At 56.4% G+C, this 17,261-nt stretch carries 18 protein-coding genes; 17 read left to right on the top strand and 1 reads right to left on the bottom strand.

The window, feature by feature from the left end:
* The first annotated feature begins 12 nt into the window (after window positions 1-12).
* From B5F54_RS12445 to B5F54_RS12390, 12 genes are all read left to right on the top strand, one after another.
* The gene (locus B5F54_RS12445) at window positions 13-1,896 is read left to right on the top strand and encodes a substrate-binding domain-containing protein (protein WP_087234581.1); all 1,884 of its coding nucleotides are present in this window, start codon (window positions 13-15) and stop codon (window positions 1,894-1,896) included.
* 132 nt (window positions 1,897-2,028) lie between these two features.
* Window positions 2,029-3,066, top strand: a complete 1,038-nt coding sequence (locus B5F54_RS12440) for an aldose epimerase family protein (RefSeq protein ID WP_087234580.1) — start codon at window positions 2,029-2,031, stop codon at window positions 3,064-3,066.
* A gap of 239 nt (window positions 3,067-3,305) precedes the next feature.
* The gene (locus B5F54_RS12435; protein WP_087234579.1) at window positions 3,306-3,857 is read left to right on the top strand and encodes a biotin transporter BioY; all 552 of its coding nucleotides are present in this window, start codon (window positions 3,306-3,308) and stop codon (window positions 3,855-3,857) included.
* Window positions 3,854-4,258 (top strand): DUF1284 domain-containing protein, encoded by a 405-nt coding sequence (locus tag B5F54_RS12430; RefSeq protein WP_087234578.1) that lies wholly within the window; start codon window positions 3,854-3,856, stop codon window positions 4,256-4,258. Before B5F54_RS12435 ends, B5F54_RS12430 begins: the two co-directional genes overlap by 4 nt.
* 363 nt (window positions 4,259-4,621) lie before the next feature.
* On the top strand, window positions 4,622-5,959 hold the full coding sequence (locus B5F54_RS12425) for an MATE family efflux transporter (protein WP_087234577.1): 1,338 nt from the start codon (window positions 4,622-4,624) through the stop codon (window positions 5,957-5,959).
* Window position 5,960: 1 nt separating this feature from the next.
* Window positions 5,961-6,563: a cytidylate kinase-like family protein gene (locus B5F54_RS12420; RefSeq protein WP_087234576.1), complete on the top strand. Its 603-nt coding sequence runs from the start codon at window positions 5,961-5,963 to the stop codon at window positions 6,561-6,563.
* A 383-nt stretch (window positions 6,564-6,946) separates the two neighbouring features.
* Window positions 6,947-7,672, top strand: a complete 726-nt coding sequence (locus B5F54_RS12415) for a sigma-70 family RNA polymerase sigma factor (protein WP_087234575.1) — start codon at window positions 6,947-6,949, stop codon at window positions 7,670-7,672.
* Window positions 7,669-8,799, top strand: coding sequence for an anti-sigma-I factor RsgI family protein (locus tag B5F54_RS12410; RefSeq protein WP_087234574.1), 1,131 nt, complete (start codon window positions 7,669-7,671; stop codon window positions 8,797-8,799). The genes B5F54_RS12415 and B5F54_RS12410 overlap by 4 nt, the downstream gene beginning before the upstream one ends.
* Before the next feature lie 110 nt (window positions 8,800-8,909).
* Window positions 8,910-10,112 (top strand): PepSY domain-containing protein, encoded by a 1,203-nt coding sequence (locus B5F54_RS12405; protein WP_087234573.1) that lies wholly within the window; start codon window positions 8,910-8,912, stop codon window positions 10,110-10,112.
* Complete coding sequence (locus B5F54_RS12400; RefSeq protein WP_242969696.1) at window positions 10,102-10,800, top strand: polyphosphate polymerase domain-containing protein; 699 nt, start codon at window positions 10,102-10,104, stop codon at window positions 10,798-10,800. The genes B5F54_RS12405 and B5F54_RS12400 overlap by 11 nt, the downstream gene beginning before the upstream one ends.
* Window positions 10,801-10,825: 25 nt before the next feature.
* Window positions 10,826-11,497, top strand: a complete 672-nt coding sequence (locus tag B5F54_RS12395; RefSeq protein WP_087234572.1) for a DUF4956 domain-containing protein — start codon at window positions 10,826-10,828, stop codon at window positions 11,495-11,497.
* Window positions 11,498-11,501: 4 nt separating this feature from the next.
* The gene (locus B5F54_RS12390; RefSeq protein ID WP_172749729.1) at window positions 11,502-12,953 is read left to right on the top strand and encodes a CotH kinase family protein; all 1,452 of its coding nucleotides are present in this window, start codon (window positions 11,502-11,504) and stop codon (window positions 12,951-12,953) included.
* A 184-nt stretch (window positions 12,954-13,137) separates the two neighbouring features.
* On the opposite strand, the gene B5F54_RS12385 is transcribed toward B5F54_RS12390, so the two are convergent.
* Window positions 13,138-13,848, bottom strand: a complete 711-nt coding sequence (locus tag B5F54_RS12385; protein ID WP_087234570.1) for a tRNA 2-thiocytidine biosynthesis TtcA family protein — start codon at window positions 13,846-13,848, stop codon at window positions 13,138-13,140.
* Between the two features lie 73 nt (window positions 13,849-13,921).
* Here B5F54_RS12385 and B5F54_RS12380 point away from each other — a divergent pair, with 73 nt between their 5' ends.
* The 5 genes from B5F54_RS12380 to B5F54_RS12360 all read left to right on the top strand — a co-directional run bounded on the left by B5F54_RS12380 (window position 13,922) and on the right by B5F54_RS12360 (window position 17,252).
* Entirely contained in the window at window positions 13,922-14,155 is a 234-nt protein-coding gene (locus B5F54_RS12380) for a hypothetical protein (RefSeq protein ID WP_140400380.1), read from the top strand.
* 103 nt (window positions 14,156-14,258) lie between these two features.
* Window positions 14,259-14,687: a 50S ribosomal protein L13 gene (gene rplM / locus B5F54_RS12375; protein WP_087234568.1), complete on the top strand. Its 429-nt coding sequence runs from the start codon at window positions 14,259-14,261 to the stop codon at window positions 14,685-14,687.
* A 15-nt stretch (window positions 14,688-14,702) separates the two neighbouring features.
* Window positions 14,703-15,104, top strand: coding sequence for a 30S ribosomal protein S9 (gene rpsI, locus B5F54_RS12370; protein ID WP_054324959.1), 402 nt, complete (start codon window positions 14,703-14,705; stop codon window positions 15,102-15,104).
* A 443-nt stretch (window positions 15,105-15,547) separates the two neighbouring features.
* Entirely contained in the window at window positions 15,548-16,369 is an 822-nt protein-coding gene (locus tag B5F54_RS12365) for a ParA family protein (protein WP_087234567.1), read from the top strand.
* Window positions 16,326-17,252 (top strand): ParB/RepB/Spo0J family partition protein, encoded by a 927-nt coding sequence (locus B5F54_RS12360; RefSeq protein WP_087234566.1) that lies wholly within the window; start codon window positions 16,326-16,328, stop codon window positions 17,250-17,252. Before B5F54_RS12365 ends, B5F54_RS12360 begins: the two co-directional genes overlap by 44 nt.
* The last annotated feature ends 9 nt before the right edge of the window (window positions 17,253-17,261 follow it).

Here is a 17,261-nt window from a genome sequence, read left to right as displayed (position 1 = left end):
GAGGGAATCCGCATGCGGGAACGGATCAAAAAGGCAGGCTACCGGTTGATCGGGAAAGCTGCCTGCGCATGTATCCTGATTTTTGTGTTGCTCTTTACGATCTTCTCCGCGTGTGTGGTAAAGCAGCAGCCAGACCAGATCTCCTATGTGATCGGCGTATCGCAGGCCAATATGCGGGAGCCCTGGCGGTTGGTGCTCACGCAGGAGATCCAGGAGGAAGCTGCCAAACATCCGGACGTGCGCCTGGTCATTACGGACGCGACGGACAACAGCGATAAACAGATCGCGGACATCCAACGGTTGCTGGATTTCGGGGTCGATTTGATGATCGTCTCCCCTTGTGACGTCAAAAAGGTCACGCCGGTGGTGAGCGAAGTGTACCAGTCGATCCCTGTGGTGGTCCTTGACCGCGTGGTGGAGGGGTACGATTATTCCCTCTTTATCGGCCCGGATAACGAACTGATTGGGAAGCGGGCGGGGAAATCCGTGTCTGCCATGCTGGGCGGCAAAGGGACCGTCCTGGAGCTCTGCGGGAGTTCCGTCTCGCAGGCGAGCATCGACCGGAGCGAGGGCTTCCGAAGCGTCATCGAAGAAGCGGGCAACGTCAGGGTGGAGCAGGTGCATGTTGTGAGCGAATCCCGCGACTCCGCGGAGGATATTGTCCGGGCGTTCGGCACGCATCTGCGCGACATCGACGCGATTTTCGCACACAACGATTATATGGCCCTCGGCGCTGCCCGCGCGCTGGAACAGTTGGGCTACGACGATATCCGCATTGTGGGGGTCGATGGGTTCACCGGGGAGAACCGGGGGATCGACCTGGTGCGCCGCGGGCTGATCGACGAGACGATCACCTGCCCAACCGGCGGCAGGGAGGCTGTCCAATATGCGCTGGAGATTTTGCAGAATGTCAGCGGCGTCCCCAAGCAGGTGATCCTGCGGAGCCACAGCATCACAAAGGAGAATGCGGACGAATACGTCGAGAGCCTCAACCGGGTGTATGAAGAGCCCGACCGGATCATCGACGTGGGATATGCACAGGTTGGCACGGAGAGCGTCTGGCGCTTGGCAAACACCCAGTCGATCAAGACCGCGGCCAAGGATTTTGGCATCAACCTGATCTACGAGGACGGCAACCAGAGCCAGGAGCGGCAGATCGAGGCGCTGCGCCGGTTCATTGAGATGGAAGTGGACGTCATTGTGCTAAGCCCGGTTGTAGACAGCGGCTGGGACGAGGTGCTGGAGGAAGCGCAGGACGCGGGGATTCCGGTCCTCCTTTCCGACCGGAAGGTCAGCACACAAAAGGACGATATGTATATGACGTTTATCGGCGCGGACTTCCTGGAGGAAGGGCGGCGTGCCATGCGGTGGTTGGCCGGGACCATGGAAGACCCGTTGGAGCATGTGCGCATTATGGAAATTGAGGGCACCGTGGGGGCGTCCCCTTCAGAGGAGCGCAGCCAGGGGTTCCAGGAGGTTATGCAGGAATACCCCAATTGCCAAATTGTCTATTCAGCCTGCGGGGATTTCACCTATGAGGGCGGGAAACAGGTGGTAGAGGATTACATGGCCTCCCATAAGTGGGACATCGACGTGATCTTCTCCCAAAATGACGATATGGCGCTCGGCGCGGCGGAGGCGTTGGAGGCCCATGGCCTGAAGCCCGGCGTGGACGTCAAGCTGATCTCTGTGGACGGCGTGCGCTCGGCCTTTCAAGCGCTGATCGATAAACGGCTGAACTGTGTGGTGGAATGCAGCCCGCTGCTGGGACCCCAGCTGATGAAGGCGGTCAAGGACTTGATGGCGGGAAAAGAGCTGCCCCTGCGCATTATCACCGACGAAAAGGTCTATACACAGGAGAATGCGCAGCAGTACATCCGGAGCAGGAAATATTGATTTCCGGGGAAAAGGGAAGCGGGATCGCTTCCAGACTTCCCGGCGCGCGTGCCGGAGGGAAAGCCGCGCAAGCTTCCTTATGCCGGGGCGCGCAGCAGCAACCAACTGAGTTTGATAAGGAGGATAAAAAGCATGGTCACACAAGAATTGTTTGGCACGACACGGGGCGGGGTCCCCGTATACCGGTTTTGCATCGAAAATGCGAGCGGGGCGTCCGTGAGCGTGATGAACTACGGATGCACCATCCAGGCAATCCGGGTGCCCGACCGCAACGGGACGTTGACGGACGTCTGCCTGGGGTACCGCACCCTTGCGGAATACGAGCAGAACAATGGGTATCTGGGGGCTGTGGTCGGGCGCCATGGCAACCGCATTGAAAAGGGGATTTTCCAGCTCAATGGGACGGAATACCATCTGGCGGTCAACGATGGGCCGAACCATCTGCACGGCGGGATTTGCGGATTTGACAAGCGCGTTTGGGACGCCAGCATTGAGGGGCAGTCGGTGATGTTCCACCGGCTTTCCCCGGACGGGGAAGAGGGGTATCCCGGCAACCTCGATGTGCGCGTGACGTACACCTTTACCGATGACAACCGGCTGCTCCTGCAATACCGTGCGGAGACCGACGCGGACACCGTGGTCAACCTCACGAACCACTGCTATTTCAACCTGTCCGGCGAGGGGAAGGGGACGATCCGCAACCATATCCTGCGCATTCCGGCGGGATCTTTCACGGAAAACGATGCGGACTGCCTGCCGACCGGCACCGTCCTCTCCGTCGAGGGGACGCCGTTTGACTTCCGGGAGAGCAAGGAAATCGGGCGGGATATGGACGTGGACTGCCCGCAGCTGCGCAACGGGAAGGGATACGACCACAACTTTATCCTGGACGGCGGGGATGGGGAGAAGGTCGCCGCAGAGCTCTATTCGCCCGATACAGGGATTGCGATGACCGTCCGCACCACCATGCCCGGCGTGCAGTTCTACAGCGGGAATGTGTTGGATGGCCCGGTCGGGAAATCCGGGGTGCCCTATGAGACGAACATGGGCTTGTGCTTGGAGACGCAGTATTTCCCCAATGCGATGTCGTGCCCGCATTTTCCGTCGCCCGTGCTGCATAAGGGAGCGCTCTATGCACACGACACGTCATTTACGTTTGGTTGTAAATAAAGAAAATTATCCAAAATGTATTTCATATACCCTGCATTTGCCGTCAGCAAAGGCCGGTTGGACTTTGCTGCGAAAACAGGGAGACGAGGGGAAGGCTTGTATTAAAAGCCTTCCTCTCATACGGTTCTGGAAAATTCAGCCCCGTTCATCTTTCCAATCCTTGACAGGTCCCAATGCGTCCTGTATAATGCCATTGTAAACTTTATGAAATCAATAGGTTGACAATAGGGAGGAGACGTATGAACCGGTTGGAAAAAACAAGAAGCTTGATCCTTTGCGCACTGTTTGCAGCCTTGACCGCGGTGCTTTCCCAGATTGCAATCCCGATTCAGCCCGTGCCGGTCAACCTGGCGACCTTCTCGGTCTTTGTGGCGGGCGGCGTGCTGGGGGCGAAGCGCGGTGCAATTAGCCAGGCCGTCTATGTCCTGCTGGGGGTGATTGGCCTGCCGGTGTTTGCCTCTTTCAGCGGAGGGATGGGAATCCTGCTTGGGCCGACGGGCGGCTATATCGTTGGGTACGTTGCGGCGGCATGGCTGGTGGGGCTCTTGTCCGCACGGTGCCATGGGAAGGCATATTGGTTTGCCCTGTCCATGGCTGGCGGGTTGGCGCTCTGCTATCTATTGGGCACCGCCTGGTATATGGTGGTCGCGCATACCGGCCTGGTGGAATCCCTGTTGCTGTGTGTCGTTCCTTTCCTTCCGGGAGATGCGGCCAAGATTGCCGTGGCCGCCCTGTTGGTACCCGTGCTGCGCAAGACGCTGTCCAAAGCAGGGATGGCGGTTTCGGTATGAACGGGAAGGCCATACGGCTGCGGCCCCACCACGGGCTCTGCATCCGGCACTTTACGGGAAAGGGCTATAGCCCTGCGTTTGTCGAGAATATGACGCGCGTCATCGCCGGCCTGCAAGCCGCACCGGAGACGGACATCGAACTGACCGCAGGTGCGGACGTCCTCTGCGCGAGCTGCCCACACAATCAAAGCGGCTGGTGCGCGTCCGCGCCGAAGCCCGATAGGTATGACCGTGCCGTGTTGCAATACTGCGGCCTGCGGTTTGGGCAGCGGGTTCCCTGGGACGAATTTGAGCGGCGGGTGGAGCAGCAGATCCTACGGCCCGGCTGTTTGGAGCAGGTTTGCCAGGGGTGCCAGTGGCTGGACCTCTGCCGGGGACAAAGTAGAACCTGTAATAATTAAAGCAAATTATACAAAGTGTATCATATTAAACGATACGTTTCGTATAATCATAATGATTTATACGAATAGGATATCACCTTTAGCGCCTTTATACCGGCGGAGCGATTCAGCGCCCGAAGAGGATACGATCGCTGGGGCGCCACCCTGCCCCTCTTTGTTTGGCGCGGAAGGCCGGGATCAGGATTTTGCGCTTCCCATCGCTGGGTTCCTCCGCTCGCATTTGACATGCAAAAAGAAATCTGTTACAATAGACAGGCTTGCTCGGAGGGCAAATCATTCGGTAGAAATGATGGGCTGGATAAGGCACAGACTGAAATGTCTGACCTTATCCAGCCTTTTTTATTTGGAAGGAGGAGAATATGAATGGACTTTCTGAACGGCAACATCAAAACCATCTATTTTAAATACTTAGCGGCGGCGTTTGGCAGCGCCCTGATCACGTCGATCTATTCGATTGTAGACATGGCCATGGTCGGCCAGTACCACGGCCCGGAGGGGTCGGCGGCCCTGGCGGTGGTCGCGCCCGTCTGGAACATCATCTACAGCTTTGGGCTCCTGATGGGGATCGGCGGCTCGGTCCTTTTCAGCACCATCCGGGGAAAGGCGGAAGGCCAGGAGAAGCGGTCAAATGCGTATTTTACCGCTTCCGTGATCGGCTCGATCTTTCTTGCGGCGGTCATTTGGCTGGTTGTGATCTTTTTCGACCGCGAGCTCCTGCTGCTGTTTGGCGCGCAGGACAACACGCTTTCTCTGGCGCGGGAATACGTGAGCCCCATCAAATTTGCAATCCCGCTGTTCCTGTTCAACCAGATGCTTGCGGCCTACCTGCGGAACGATAAAAACCCCGCGCTGGCCACAGGGGCTGTGTTGGCGGGCGGCATTTTCAATGTGTTTGGGGATTATTTCTTTGTCTTTACATGCGATATGGGCGCGTATGGCGCGGGGCTTGCCACGGCCATCGGTTCGGCCATCACGTTTATCGTGATGCTGTCGCATTTCTTCACGAAGCGGAATACACTGCACTTCGTGAAACCCACCGGCCTGTTCAAAATGCTGAAGGAGATCTCTGTAACCGGATTTTCCACCTTTTTCATTGACGTTGCGATGGGCATCCTCACCATCCTGTTTAACCGGCAGATTATGCACTATTTGGGGACAAATGCGCTGGCGGTGTACGGCGTAATTGTCAACATCAGTACGTTTGCGCAGTGCTGCGCCTACAGTGTTGGGCAGGCCTCCCAGCCCATTATTTCTACAAATTTCGGTGCAAACAAGGGGGACCGGATCCGTCAGGCCTTAAAATACGCTTTGGGCACAACGGCCTTTTTCGGCATCTTTTGGACAGCATTGAGTTTGGCGGTTCCCAACCTGTTTATCCGCGTCTTTATGACGCCAACGCCCGAGGTCCTGGAAATTGCTCCAACGATTTTCCGCTGCTATGGCATCTCGTTCCTTTTGCTGCCATTGAACATCTTTTCTACCTATTACTTCCAGGCCCTTATGAAGCCCAAGGTGGCGTTTGTTGTGTCCGTGGCGCGCGGATTGGTGGTCAGCGGGGTCCTGATCTATTTGCTTCCGTTGGTCACGGGGGCGGACTCCATTTGGTTCGCGATGCCCATTACGGAGCTGCTCGTTGCCATCTATGTCGTTTATGAGATGGTAAAATGTACAAAACCTCTGAAAACGAAAGGAGTTGTGTAGGATGAACCGAATCATTACCATTGGCCGCGAATTCGGAAGCGGCGGCCGCGAGTTTGGCCGCCGGTTGGCGGAAGAGCTGGGATTTGCCTATTACGATCAGGAAATCATCAGCGAAATTGCAAAACGGACCTCACTGTCCGAACAGTATGTGGAGGCGATTGTAGAACATCAGCCCTCGTTTTCGTTCCCCATCCATATTGGAAGGAGTTTTTACCCTGCGGTAAACCCTGCTTTTGAGCAGACGATGGCGGTCTATCAGGAGCAGGCGCGCATCATCACACAAATGGCGGCGAAATCCAATTGCGTGATCGTGGGGCGGTGTGCGGATTATATTTTGAAGGAATACCGGCCGTTCCGGATCTTTATCTATGCGGACATGGAAAGCAAAATCAAGCGCTGCCGGGAAAAGGGTCCGGAGGACGAAAAGCTGACCGATAAGGAATTGAAACAGAAGATTACCGGAATCGATAAGAAGCGTGCCAAGTATTATGAGGTCTATACCGGGCACGCCTGGGGAGATAAATTGAATTTTGACCTTTGCATCAACACCACACAGACCGTCATCAAGGAGATTGTACCCGCAATTGCAAGGCTCTTTGTTTGACGGGCCGCAGCAGGCTCCGAAAACCGGGCGCTTCACACCGAAGCGCCCGGTTTTTGTATCTGGAGGGAAACCTCTATACGGAAAAACGCGGAAAAAGCCGCCAGGGAAACAGGACCTCCAACCGGTTATAGGGCCCGAAGATGATTTTATAAAGAAAGCCTTTACGTCCCACCGCATACTCAGGGAACGATAGGGATCGAAATCAAAATAGAAATTTAACATGGATTTTACATAGATTTAACCCGCATCCGTTTTGCTTTCCCCTTGTGCTTTGTATGATATTATAATGGAACATTCTAAATAATTTTTTCAGTTCCTTTGTTATCGACCCCGGTTTTAAAAAACAGGGGCCGTATTTCTATAAATGGGGGGGAATCTGCTGCATGCGTGACGAACACAAAATCATTCAACAGGTCTATGCGGCAAAGGAAGATGTGGAGGCGGCGGACCGTCTGATCGGCATATACATGCCCTTTATCAAGGCGGAAACGGCAAAATATTTAAAACGACCGCCGGTGGAAGGGCACGATGACGAGTTGAGCATCGCGATGATCGCATTTCATGAGGCGATCGGCGGATATTCCCGCGTCCGGGGGGCTTTCCTGAAATATGCGGCGATGCTGATCCGGAGCCGTCTGATCGATTACAGCCGCAGGGAACGGCGGCACAGCCGCACCCTTTCGCTGGACACGCCGGCGGGGGAAGAGGATGCGGCGCTTTTGGATACGCTGCCGGAAGAAAGGGATCACCAGGAGGAAATGCTTTCCCGGGACGCTACCCGTGCGGAAATCGAGGAGTTGACCCGGCAAATGCAGGAATTTGGCGTCAGCATCAGCGACGTGGCGGACAATTGCCCCAAGCAGCAGCGCACGTTGGCCGCGTGCCGGCAAGCGCTGCAATATGCAAGGGAAAACCCGGAGCTCTTCGATGTGCTCTTACATACCAAAAAACTGCCGGTTGGACAGCTCGCGGCCGGCAGCGGCGTGGAACGCAAAACGCTGGAGCGGCATCGCAAATACATGGTCGCGCTCCTGTTGATTTATACCAATGGATATGAAATCATTCGAGGCCATTTAAAACAGGTGATGAAAGGAGTGGCGGCAAAATGAGTTATGTCGTTATGGAATGCCACCCCGGTTACGTGGTTTTACTGGATGAAGAGGGCCGGTTTTTAAAAGCGGCAAATCTCCGCTATGAGGTGGGGCAGACGGTATACGATCCGGTGCTGATGAAAGAGGGACCGGTCAAACAACGCCGCACGGCCCGATGGGTCTGCAGCGGGGTTGCGGCAATCGCAGCCTGCTTCCTCTTCCTCTTTGGGTTCGGCTATTACCAGGACTATATACAGCCCTACTCATCCATCTACCTGACCATCAATCCGGAGGTTCAGATGGACCTGAACCGGCATGGGGACGTTGTGGGGCTGGTTGGAACAAACGAAGACGGGGAGAAGCTCCTGGAGGGCTACGACGGCCAGGGGAAGGACAAAGTGATCGTGGCCGATGAACTGGTCGACCGGGCGATTGCGATGGGCTTCCTTTCCGAAGGGGGCCAGGTTTCCATTTCCATCGACTCCCCGGACGACATCCTGTTCCAGGAATACGGGACGGAGCTGCGCACGGAAGTGGAGGAACATCTGGCCGGGCGGATGACGGTTACCGTCGAAATTGTGGACCATAAGAAGGGGCGGCAGGAGCCGCCGGAGAGCGCTTTGCCCGCAGCGCCTTCCCAGCCCGCACAAACGCAGCCGGAGCCGGCGTCCGAACCGGCGGAGCCAGCCGTTGTGCCACCGGCATCTTCCGAGCCCCAAAACACTGGCGGCCAGGACAGCACCAATCCGGCAGGGACGTCCAGCTACAGCGATACCAACGATGGCCCGGGCAACGGCGGTGCGGCCAATGACCCGCCGCCCACCGGCAGCACGCCCGCCCCAGCGGACACGGACTATGGCTCCGGAAACGACGGCGTGACGGATTACGGCGATCGGGATACCGGCAATGGACAGAATAGCGGCGGGGTTTCCGGCAATCTGCCGCCCACCGGCAGCGCCTCCATTCCCGCAGATACGGACTACGGGCCCGGAAACGACGGCGCCACGGACTACAGCGATGGGGATACCGATGACGGTCCGGACGAGGAAGGCGGTACGGACTACGACGGCGGCAACGACCGCGGGGATGATGACGGCGATGACGATGATGACGACGACGATGACGGCGAAGACAGCGATGATTAAATTTAAAAAATTTTTCCAAGAGACCCCGGTTCCTGAAACGCCCCTCCGTAATCTATGGGTGTAAGGCAAAACAAAAGCCACCTGAAATAAGATTGAGAGGAGTTATCAAAATGAAATTGAGAAGAAAAATCTTTGCAGCGGTCTCTTCCCTGGCGATTTTCACAGCAGCCCTTCTGACCGGCTGCGGCTCTCCGGAAACACCGGCAGCCGAAGGCGCTGCGCTGAAAGAAACGGGAACCCTGATGCTGAGCGTGAACCCTGAGATTCAAATCGATTACAACAAAGAGGGAAAAGTGATCGCCCTCGCCGGCCAGAATGAAGAGGGGAAGGGGATTGTAGAAGCCTACCCGGATTACATCGGCAAGAACTGCGACGTTGTCTTGAGAGACCTGGTTGAGAAAATCAACGAGGCCGGATACTTTGTAGAGGACATCGACGGGAACGAAAAGAATATTGTGTTGCAGTTGGAACCCGGATCGGTACTCCCAAGCGACCATTTCCTGGCGGATATGAGCGCCAGCACCCAGGCGGTGGTCAAAGAGATCAGCCTTTCTTCCGGGATTGTGACCATTGACGGCGACGATTATGACCCCGCATATGCGAAGGGCGGGGAGCCCTCCCCCTACATCACCCTGGAAAAAGCGCAGGAGATTGCCCTGACCCAGGCCAACGTTCCGGCAGAAGACGCCGTGTTTGACGACAAGGAGTTCGACCACGACGACGGGACCCCGGTTTTTGAACTGGAGTTCACCGCCAATGGCAATGAATACGAATACGATGTACACGCGGCCACAGGGAAAGTGGTCAAAGCCGGGCATAAGGCGGTCGATGCGCAGGCCGGGCAGCAGCAGACGAGTTCCTCCGGGGATTACAACGACACGGACTACGGCCCGAACAACGACGGTGTGACGGACTACAACGACACGGACTATGGCCCGAACAACGACGGCGTGACGGATTACAACGACACGGACTATGGCCCGAACAACGACGGTGTGACGGACTACAACGACACGGATTATGGCCCGAACAACGACGGCGTGACGGATTACAACGACACGGACTATGGCCCGAACAACGACGGCGTGACGGATTACAACGACACGGACTACGGCCCGAACAACGACGGCGTGACGGATTACAACGACACGGACTATGGCCCGAACAACGACGGCGTGACGGACTACAATGACACAGATTACGGCCCGAATAACGATGGGGTCACAGATTACAACAACGGCGACACCAACTATGATGACGGCGGCAGCGACTACAGTGACAACGACGATGGGGATTCCGATTATGATAGCTAACCCGCCGGAGGCCATCCCTCTGCGGCACGAATACAAGCACCAGATCAACCTGCGGGAAGACCTGGTGCTTTCCCAAAGGCTGCGCAAATTGTTTCCCCATGACCCGCATGCAGGGGTGGACGGATGCTACCGGGTGACGAGCCTCTACTTTGATACCCCCTATGACAGCGCCCTGCGGGAGAAGCTCGACGGGGTGAACCGGAGGGAAAAATTCCGCCTGCGCTATTATGGGGCGGATCCCTCCTTTATCCGCTTGGAAAAAAAGTTTAAGCAGAACGGCCTGTGCGGAAAGCGCAGCGCCCGCATGACGGCGGAGCAGGTGCAAAGCCTTCTGGCCGGCGAATACGGGTTCCTGTTGGACTCCGGGGAACCGCTCTTCATAGAGCTTTACAGCAAACTGCAAGGGAAGGGCCTGCGGCCGAAAACCATCGTCCGCTACGACCGCGAAGCGTTCCTTTATGCGCCAGGCAATGTGCGCATTACCCTGGACCGGGACATCTGTACCGGGCTGGGGAACGTGGATTTCCAAAACCCAGACACGTTTTACCTGCGGGCGCTGGAACAGAGCACGGTGCTGGAGGTCAAATACGATGCGTTTTTACCGGAGCTTGTCCGCATGGCGGTGCAGGTTCCCGGAAGGCAGGCGGCGGCCTGTTCCAAATACGCTGTATGCCGCAGGTTTGATTAAAGGAAAATCGGGAGGAACGGCTGAAATGACTTTTCAGGATATTTTCAAATCCAGCTTTCTGGAGAACATCGCCAGCATCTCCATGCTGGACATGGCGATCGCCCTTGTCTTGGCCTTTTTGTTGGGGCTGTTCATCTTTTTCGTCTATAAAAAGAGCTACAGCGGGGTGATGTATTCCGCCAGCTTCGGCGTGACGCTGGTCGCCCTTTCGCTCATCACCACGCTGCTGATTATGACGGTCGTGAGCAATATTGTGCTGTCCCTCGGCATGGTGGGCGCCCTGTCCATTGTGCGCTTCCGCACGGCGATCAAGGAGCCCATGGACATCGCCTTTTTGTTCTGGTCGATTGCGGTGGGCATTGTGCTGGCGGCCGGCCTCATCCCTCTGGCGGTGTTCGGCAGCATCTTTATTGGGGCGGTGCTGGTCGCATTCTCCAAAAGGAAGACGGTGGATTCGCCGTATATCCTGGTGGCGCATTGCGAAAACAGCGAGATTGAGGAACAGGTGCGCATTTTTGTAAAGACGCAGGTCAAACGGCTGAACCTGAAAAGCAAAAGCGTGTGCGGCGGCTGCGTGGAGCTGAACTATGAAGTCCGCCTCAAGGATGACAACAGCGCCTTTGTCAATCAGCTGGAGGCCATGCCCGGCGTTTCCCGGGTGGTGCTTGTCTCCTACAACGGCGATTATATGGGATAAAGCGATGATAAAAAGTGCATGGATCGACCGGATCTGCACCGGCGCGGCAGCGTTGGCGGCCCTGCTTGCCATACTGCTGATGTTTGGCGAACCGTTGGGGCTCCCAAAGGCGAGTGCCTCGCCGGGGTATGCGTCCCGCCTGTTTGACAGCAGCAGGGTACATACCATCGATCTTCAGATCGATGACTGGGGCGCGTTTGTCGAAAACGCGGGAAAAGAGGAGTACGTCCCCTGTACGGTGGAGATCGACGGGGAGGCGTTCCGGCAGGTGGGCCTGCGCGCCAAGGGGAACAATTCCCTGCGCCTGACGGAAGAGTACGGCCTGTCGCGGTACAGCCTCAAGCTGGAATTCGACCAATTCATTGACGGCGGCAATTACTACGGCCTTGACAAATTGTCGCTGGACGCCTCCTTTCAGGACAACAGCTACCTGAAAACCTATATGGCCTATGATATGATGGCGTTTATGGGCGTCCCCACCCCGCTGTGCAGCTATGCGTGGGTGACGGTGAATGGGGAAGACTGGGGGCTGTTCCTGGCGGTGGAAGAACCGGAGGAAGCTTTCACGCGCCGGAATTTCGGAAAGGACTTTGGGCAATTATACAAGCCGGATTATCGTTCCCTGAACGAGGAAAACGCCGATGTAGCGCTCAAATACATCGACGGGGACCCGGACAGCTACCCCAACATCTTCGAGAACGCGAAGTTTAAAGCGTCGGAGGCCGACCGGGAACGGTTGGTCGAGGCGCTGCGGGTCTTATCGACCGGCGAAAATTTGGAATCGGCGGTCGATGTGGACGAGGTGCTGCGCTATTTTACCGTACAGGTTTTTGTGATGAACTGGGACAGCTATCTGGGACGCACCGGGCATAATTACTTTTTATATGAGGAGGACGGAATTCTCCGCATCCTTCCCTGGGACTATAACCTATCCTTTGGCACCTATGCCCTGGGGATGACCAATCCCATCAAGGACTCCAACGTGCTGATCAATTATCCCATCAACACCCCCGCAGAAGGGGAGGTTATGCGCAACCGGCCCCTGTATCACAACCTGATGAAGCATGACGAATATTTTGCCCGCTATCACAGGTACTTTGATGAATTCCTTTCGGGATATTTTGAGAATGGCCGGTTTGAAGCTGTCCTCCGGCAGACGGAAAAAAGGATTGCCCCCTATGTGGAACGGGACCCGACGGCGTTTTGCTCCTATGAAGATCACCAGCTGGCCGTGGATACGCTGGAACAGGTCTGCCTGCTCCGGGCGCAGAGTGCCCGGGGCCAGCTGGAAGGGAAAATCCCGGCGACCATCCGCGGGCGGCAGGAACAGCCGGAGGCCGGGGTGGACGCTTCTGCCGTATCATTGGCCGCCCTTGGCGATTTTGAGGATTTGGAGTGGGCAAAGGAGAAGCAGGACGCGGCGCTGGAAACGGTCCTACAAAAAGGGGCGTTGTAAAATAGCTGCCAGGCGATATTGTAAAAAAACGGCATCCAGCGGGAAATACCCGCTTGGATGCCGTTTCTGCGAGATCGTTTAAGGGACGCCTTGTGAACGTTGCCTCTTAGCGTCCTTTGTGCGGTGCGCCCGGTTGTTTCATGGGGCAGGGCCCCTTTGAATGGCTGCTGGCAGGGTAACCCGCTCACCAGCCCGAGAGGTGCGCCCGCTGCATGGCGCCCATCACCTTGGAGCGCAGGTCGGGGAACTGCTGCTCCAGGTTGGCAAGAAGCGTGGCCGTGTCCTGCCGGCTGGTTGCGCCGTCCGCAGGGCAGGCGCTTTTGACCACGGGGAAGGCGTTCCGGCGCGCGGCGGCCCGGATGGACGCCTCTTCGGTAAAGATCAGGGGGCGGATCATCCAGAGGTCCTTGCGGGAGAGATACGTCTTTGGGGAAAAGCAGGAGAGCTTGCCGCCGTAGAAGAGGTTCATAAAAAAAGTCTGCACGGCGTCGTCGAAGTGATGCCCCAGCGCCAGCTTGTTGCAGCCCGCTTCCTTGGCCATGTTGTGCAGGATGCCGCGCCGCATGCGCGCGCAGAGGCTACAGGGGTTCTTCTCCTTGCGCTCCTCAAAGATGATCTCCCCCAGGCGCGTGCGGCGCAGATGGTATTCCACACCCAGGGAGGCGCACAGGGAGGCGATCGGGCTGTAATCCGTCTCCTGGCCGCCAAAGCAGGGGTCGGCGGTCAGCGCGACGACCTCAAAAGGCTGCGGGTAGTAGTCCCGCAGGCGGGCCATGCCGCAGAGCAGCGCCAGGGAGTCCTTCCCGCCGGAGACGCCGACCGCAATGCGGTCCCCGGATGATACCATTTCGTAGCGCTCCATGGCGGCGCGCATCTCCCCCATAATCTTTTGCATGAATGATCCCCCGTTCCGTCTCAAGCCGCTCCCGGCCATATATCTATATTATATAATGTATAAGAGCGTTCCAATGGATTCCGTGCTATTATACCGGAAACGCGGCAAAAAGAAAAGCGCTACCCGAATTGACATTTCTTTAACAATTGAAATGACGGGGGAGTTTGCAGGAGATAATCGGCCAAAAATGCGAGAAAACGGAAGCTATCCGCAAAGTAAATTAAAAATTTCGCGTTTTGGTCTTGACACCGTGCGCCGCAGATGGTATATTAAGAACCGCACTGTAGGAAGTGCCATGCCTTTTTGAGGGATGGCCGTCCCGCCAAGAGCCTATCCCTGAGCCGCCGGAAACCCTGCGGCGATTCAGGGATAGGCTCGGGAATCTTGAAAGAATATTGGAGGTAAACGCTATGTCCACGTATATGCCCAAGGCCGGCGAAGTCGACCGCAAGTGGTATGTGATTGACGCGGCAGGAAAGCCGCTGGGCCGTGTTGCTGCCCAGGCTGCGGTTCTTCTGCGCGGCAAGCATAAGCCGACCTATGCTCCCCATGTCGATTGCGGGGATCATGTCATCATCATCAACTGCGCAAAGGCAGTTCTCACCGGCAAGAAGCTGGAGAAGAAGTTCTATTACCGCCACACCGGTTATATCGGCCACCTGAAGGCGGTCCGCTATGACACCCTCATGGAACAGCGTCCGACCAAGGCGATGGAATTGGCCGTCAAGGGCATGATTCCGAGCACCACCATCGGCCGCGCTGCATTGACCAGACTGCGTTTGTTTGACGGCGCGGAGCACAAGCATGCCGCCCAGAAGCCCGCAGCCTGGGAGTTATAAGGGAGGGACTGAACTATGTACGAGAAAGCGCCTTATTTTTACGGAACTGGCAGAAGAAAGAGCTCCGTCGCCCGTGTGCGCCTGTACCAGGGCACCGGCAAGGTGACGATCAACGATCGTGACATCGACGATTATTTCGGTCTCGAGACCCTCAAGCTGATCGTGCGTCAGCCGCTGGTGCTCACCGAGACCAACGAGAAGTTCGACGTTGTCTGCCGTGTGGCAGGCGGCGGCGTAACGGGACAGGCCGGTGCAATCCGCCACGGCATTGCGCGCGCCCTGTTGCAGTACGATTCCGAGAACCTCCGCGCCTCTTTGAAGAAGGCCGGCTTCCTCACGCGCGACCCGAGAATGAAGGAACGCAAGAAGTACGGCTTGAAGGCTGCACGCCGTGCACCGCAGTTCAGCAAGCGCTAAACTTTATCAAAAGTGGTCAAAAACCCCGGAACTACGCGGTTTCCGGGGTTTTTCCTTTTCAAATGGTTTGACGCAATTTGACAGAACGAAGCCTCTTTTAACCCGTTTTCTATGGGTTAAATGGTGGACAACCACCCCAAAAAGAGGGCTTATGGGTTAAAAAATAGGACAACCGAGACGCGATTTTGGGATGCCAAGGGGATGTTTATTTATACATCTCCAAGAGACCTTTTTCGTGAAAACGGTTTGTCTGAATTTGACCTAATTTGAACAAAAGAGAATAAATCTAATCGCCAAGCGCTCAGTATTTTCTACTGGGCGCTTTTTGCGTTTCCGGGGAATTTCATTCCGGGATAAGAAAAGGCCGTCACTTTCAATTTTTGAAGTGGCGGCTTTTTCTATTTCCAGAAGCCATAGAACAATTCAGAAATGAGGTGAAGTCATTGAACACGCAAATCATCGCCATCGCCAACCAGAAAGGCGGCGTTGGCAAGACAACCACCTGCGCGAACCTGGGGATTGGGCTGGCGCAGGCCGGAAAGAAAGTGCTGCTGATCGACGGGGACCCGCAAGGCAGCCTGACCATCAGCCTGGGCCACCCCCAGCCGGACAAGCTGCCCTTTACCCTGTCCGACGCGATGGGCCGTATCCTGATGGACGAGCCGCTGCGCCCCGGCGAGGGTATCCTGCACCACCCGGAGGGCGTTGACCTGATGCCCGCAGACATCCAGCTCTCCGGCATGGAGGTCTCCCTGGTGAACGCCATGAGCCGAGAGACCATCCTGCGGCAGTATCTGGACACGCTCAAGGGACAGTATTCCCATATCCTGATTGACTGCCAGCCATCCCTGGGTATGCTCACGGTCAACGCCCTGGCCGCCGCCAACAGGGTCATAATCCCCGTTCAGGCGGAGTACCTGCCCGCCAAGGGCCTGGAACAGCTGCTCCAGACCGTAAACAAGGTGAAGCGGCAGATCAACCCCAAGCTCCAGATCGACGGTATTCTGCTGACGATGGTGGACAACCGCACCAACTTTGCCAAGGAGATCGCCGCCCTGCTGCGGGAGACCTATGGCAGCAAAATCAAGGTGTTCGGCACCGAGATTCCCCATTCTGTCCGGGCCAAGGAGACCAGCGCCGAGGGCAAGAGCATCTTCGCCCACGATCCCGGCGGCAAGGTGTCCGAAGGCTACCGAAATCTGACGAAGGAGGTGTTGAAACTTGAAAAGCAGCGCGAAAAAAGTAGAGCTGGCTCCATACGATGATTTGTTTTCCACCGAGGAAAGCCGCCAGGATGCCAAGCTGGAGAAGATACAGGAAATTCCGCTGTCTGAGCTGCACTCATTTAAGGGGCATCCCTTCAAAGTCAAGGATGACGAGGCCATGATGGAGACCGCCGACAGCGTTCGGCAGTATGGTGTTCTGGTTCCGGCGATCGCCCGCCCGGACCCGGAGGGCGGCTATGAGCTGGTTGCCGGTCACAGGCGGCACCGGGCCAGTGAGCTGGCCGAGAAAGAAACCATGCCTGTCATTGTCCGAGACCTGGACGATGATGCTGCCACTATCATCATGGTGGACAGCAACTTACAACGTGAAAGCCTGCTCCCCAGCGAAAGGGCCTTTGCTTACAAGATGAAGCTGGAGGCTATGAAACACCAAGGCGCACGGGGGGACTTAACTTCGTCCCAACTTGGGACGAAGTTGCGTGCAGATGAATTGTTGGCGCAGCAGGCTGGTTCGAGTAGGAACCAGGTGCAGCGCTATATCCGCCTGACGGAGCTGATTCCCGAACTGCTGGATATGGTCGATGAAAAGAAAATCGCCCTCAATCCGGCTTATGAGCTGTCCTTTCTCAAAAAAGAAGAACAGCGGGATTTGCTGGACGCGATGGACAGCGAACAGGCTACCCCCTCTCTCTCCCAGGCTCAGCGACTCAAGAAATACAGCCAGGAGGGACATCTGACCCTCGATATGATGCGCGTCATCATGGGTGAGGAAAAGAAAAGTGATCTCGACAAAGTGACTTTCACCTCCGACACCCTGCGGAAGTATTTCCCCAAAAGCTATACGCCCCAGCGGATGCAGGAAACCATTATCAAACTGCTGGAGGCGTGGCAGAAGAAGCGCCAGAGAGACCAGGAGCGATGAAAGGAGCGC

This window comes from Anaeromassilibacillus sp. An250 (assembly GCF_002159845.1).
Taxonomy (GTDB): domain Bacteria; phylum Bacillota; class Clostridia; order Oscillospirales; family Acutalibacteraceae; genus Anaeromassilibacillus; species Anaeromassilibacillus stercoravium.
Note: the sequence above shows the minus strand (reverse complement) of the source record. Positions and strands in the feature narration are given on the sequence as shown.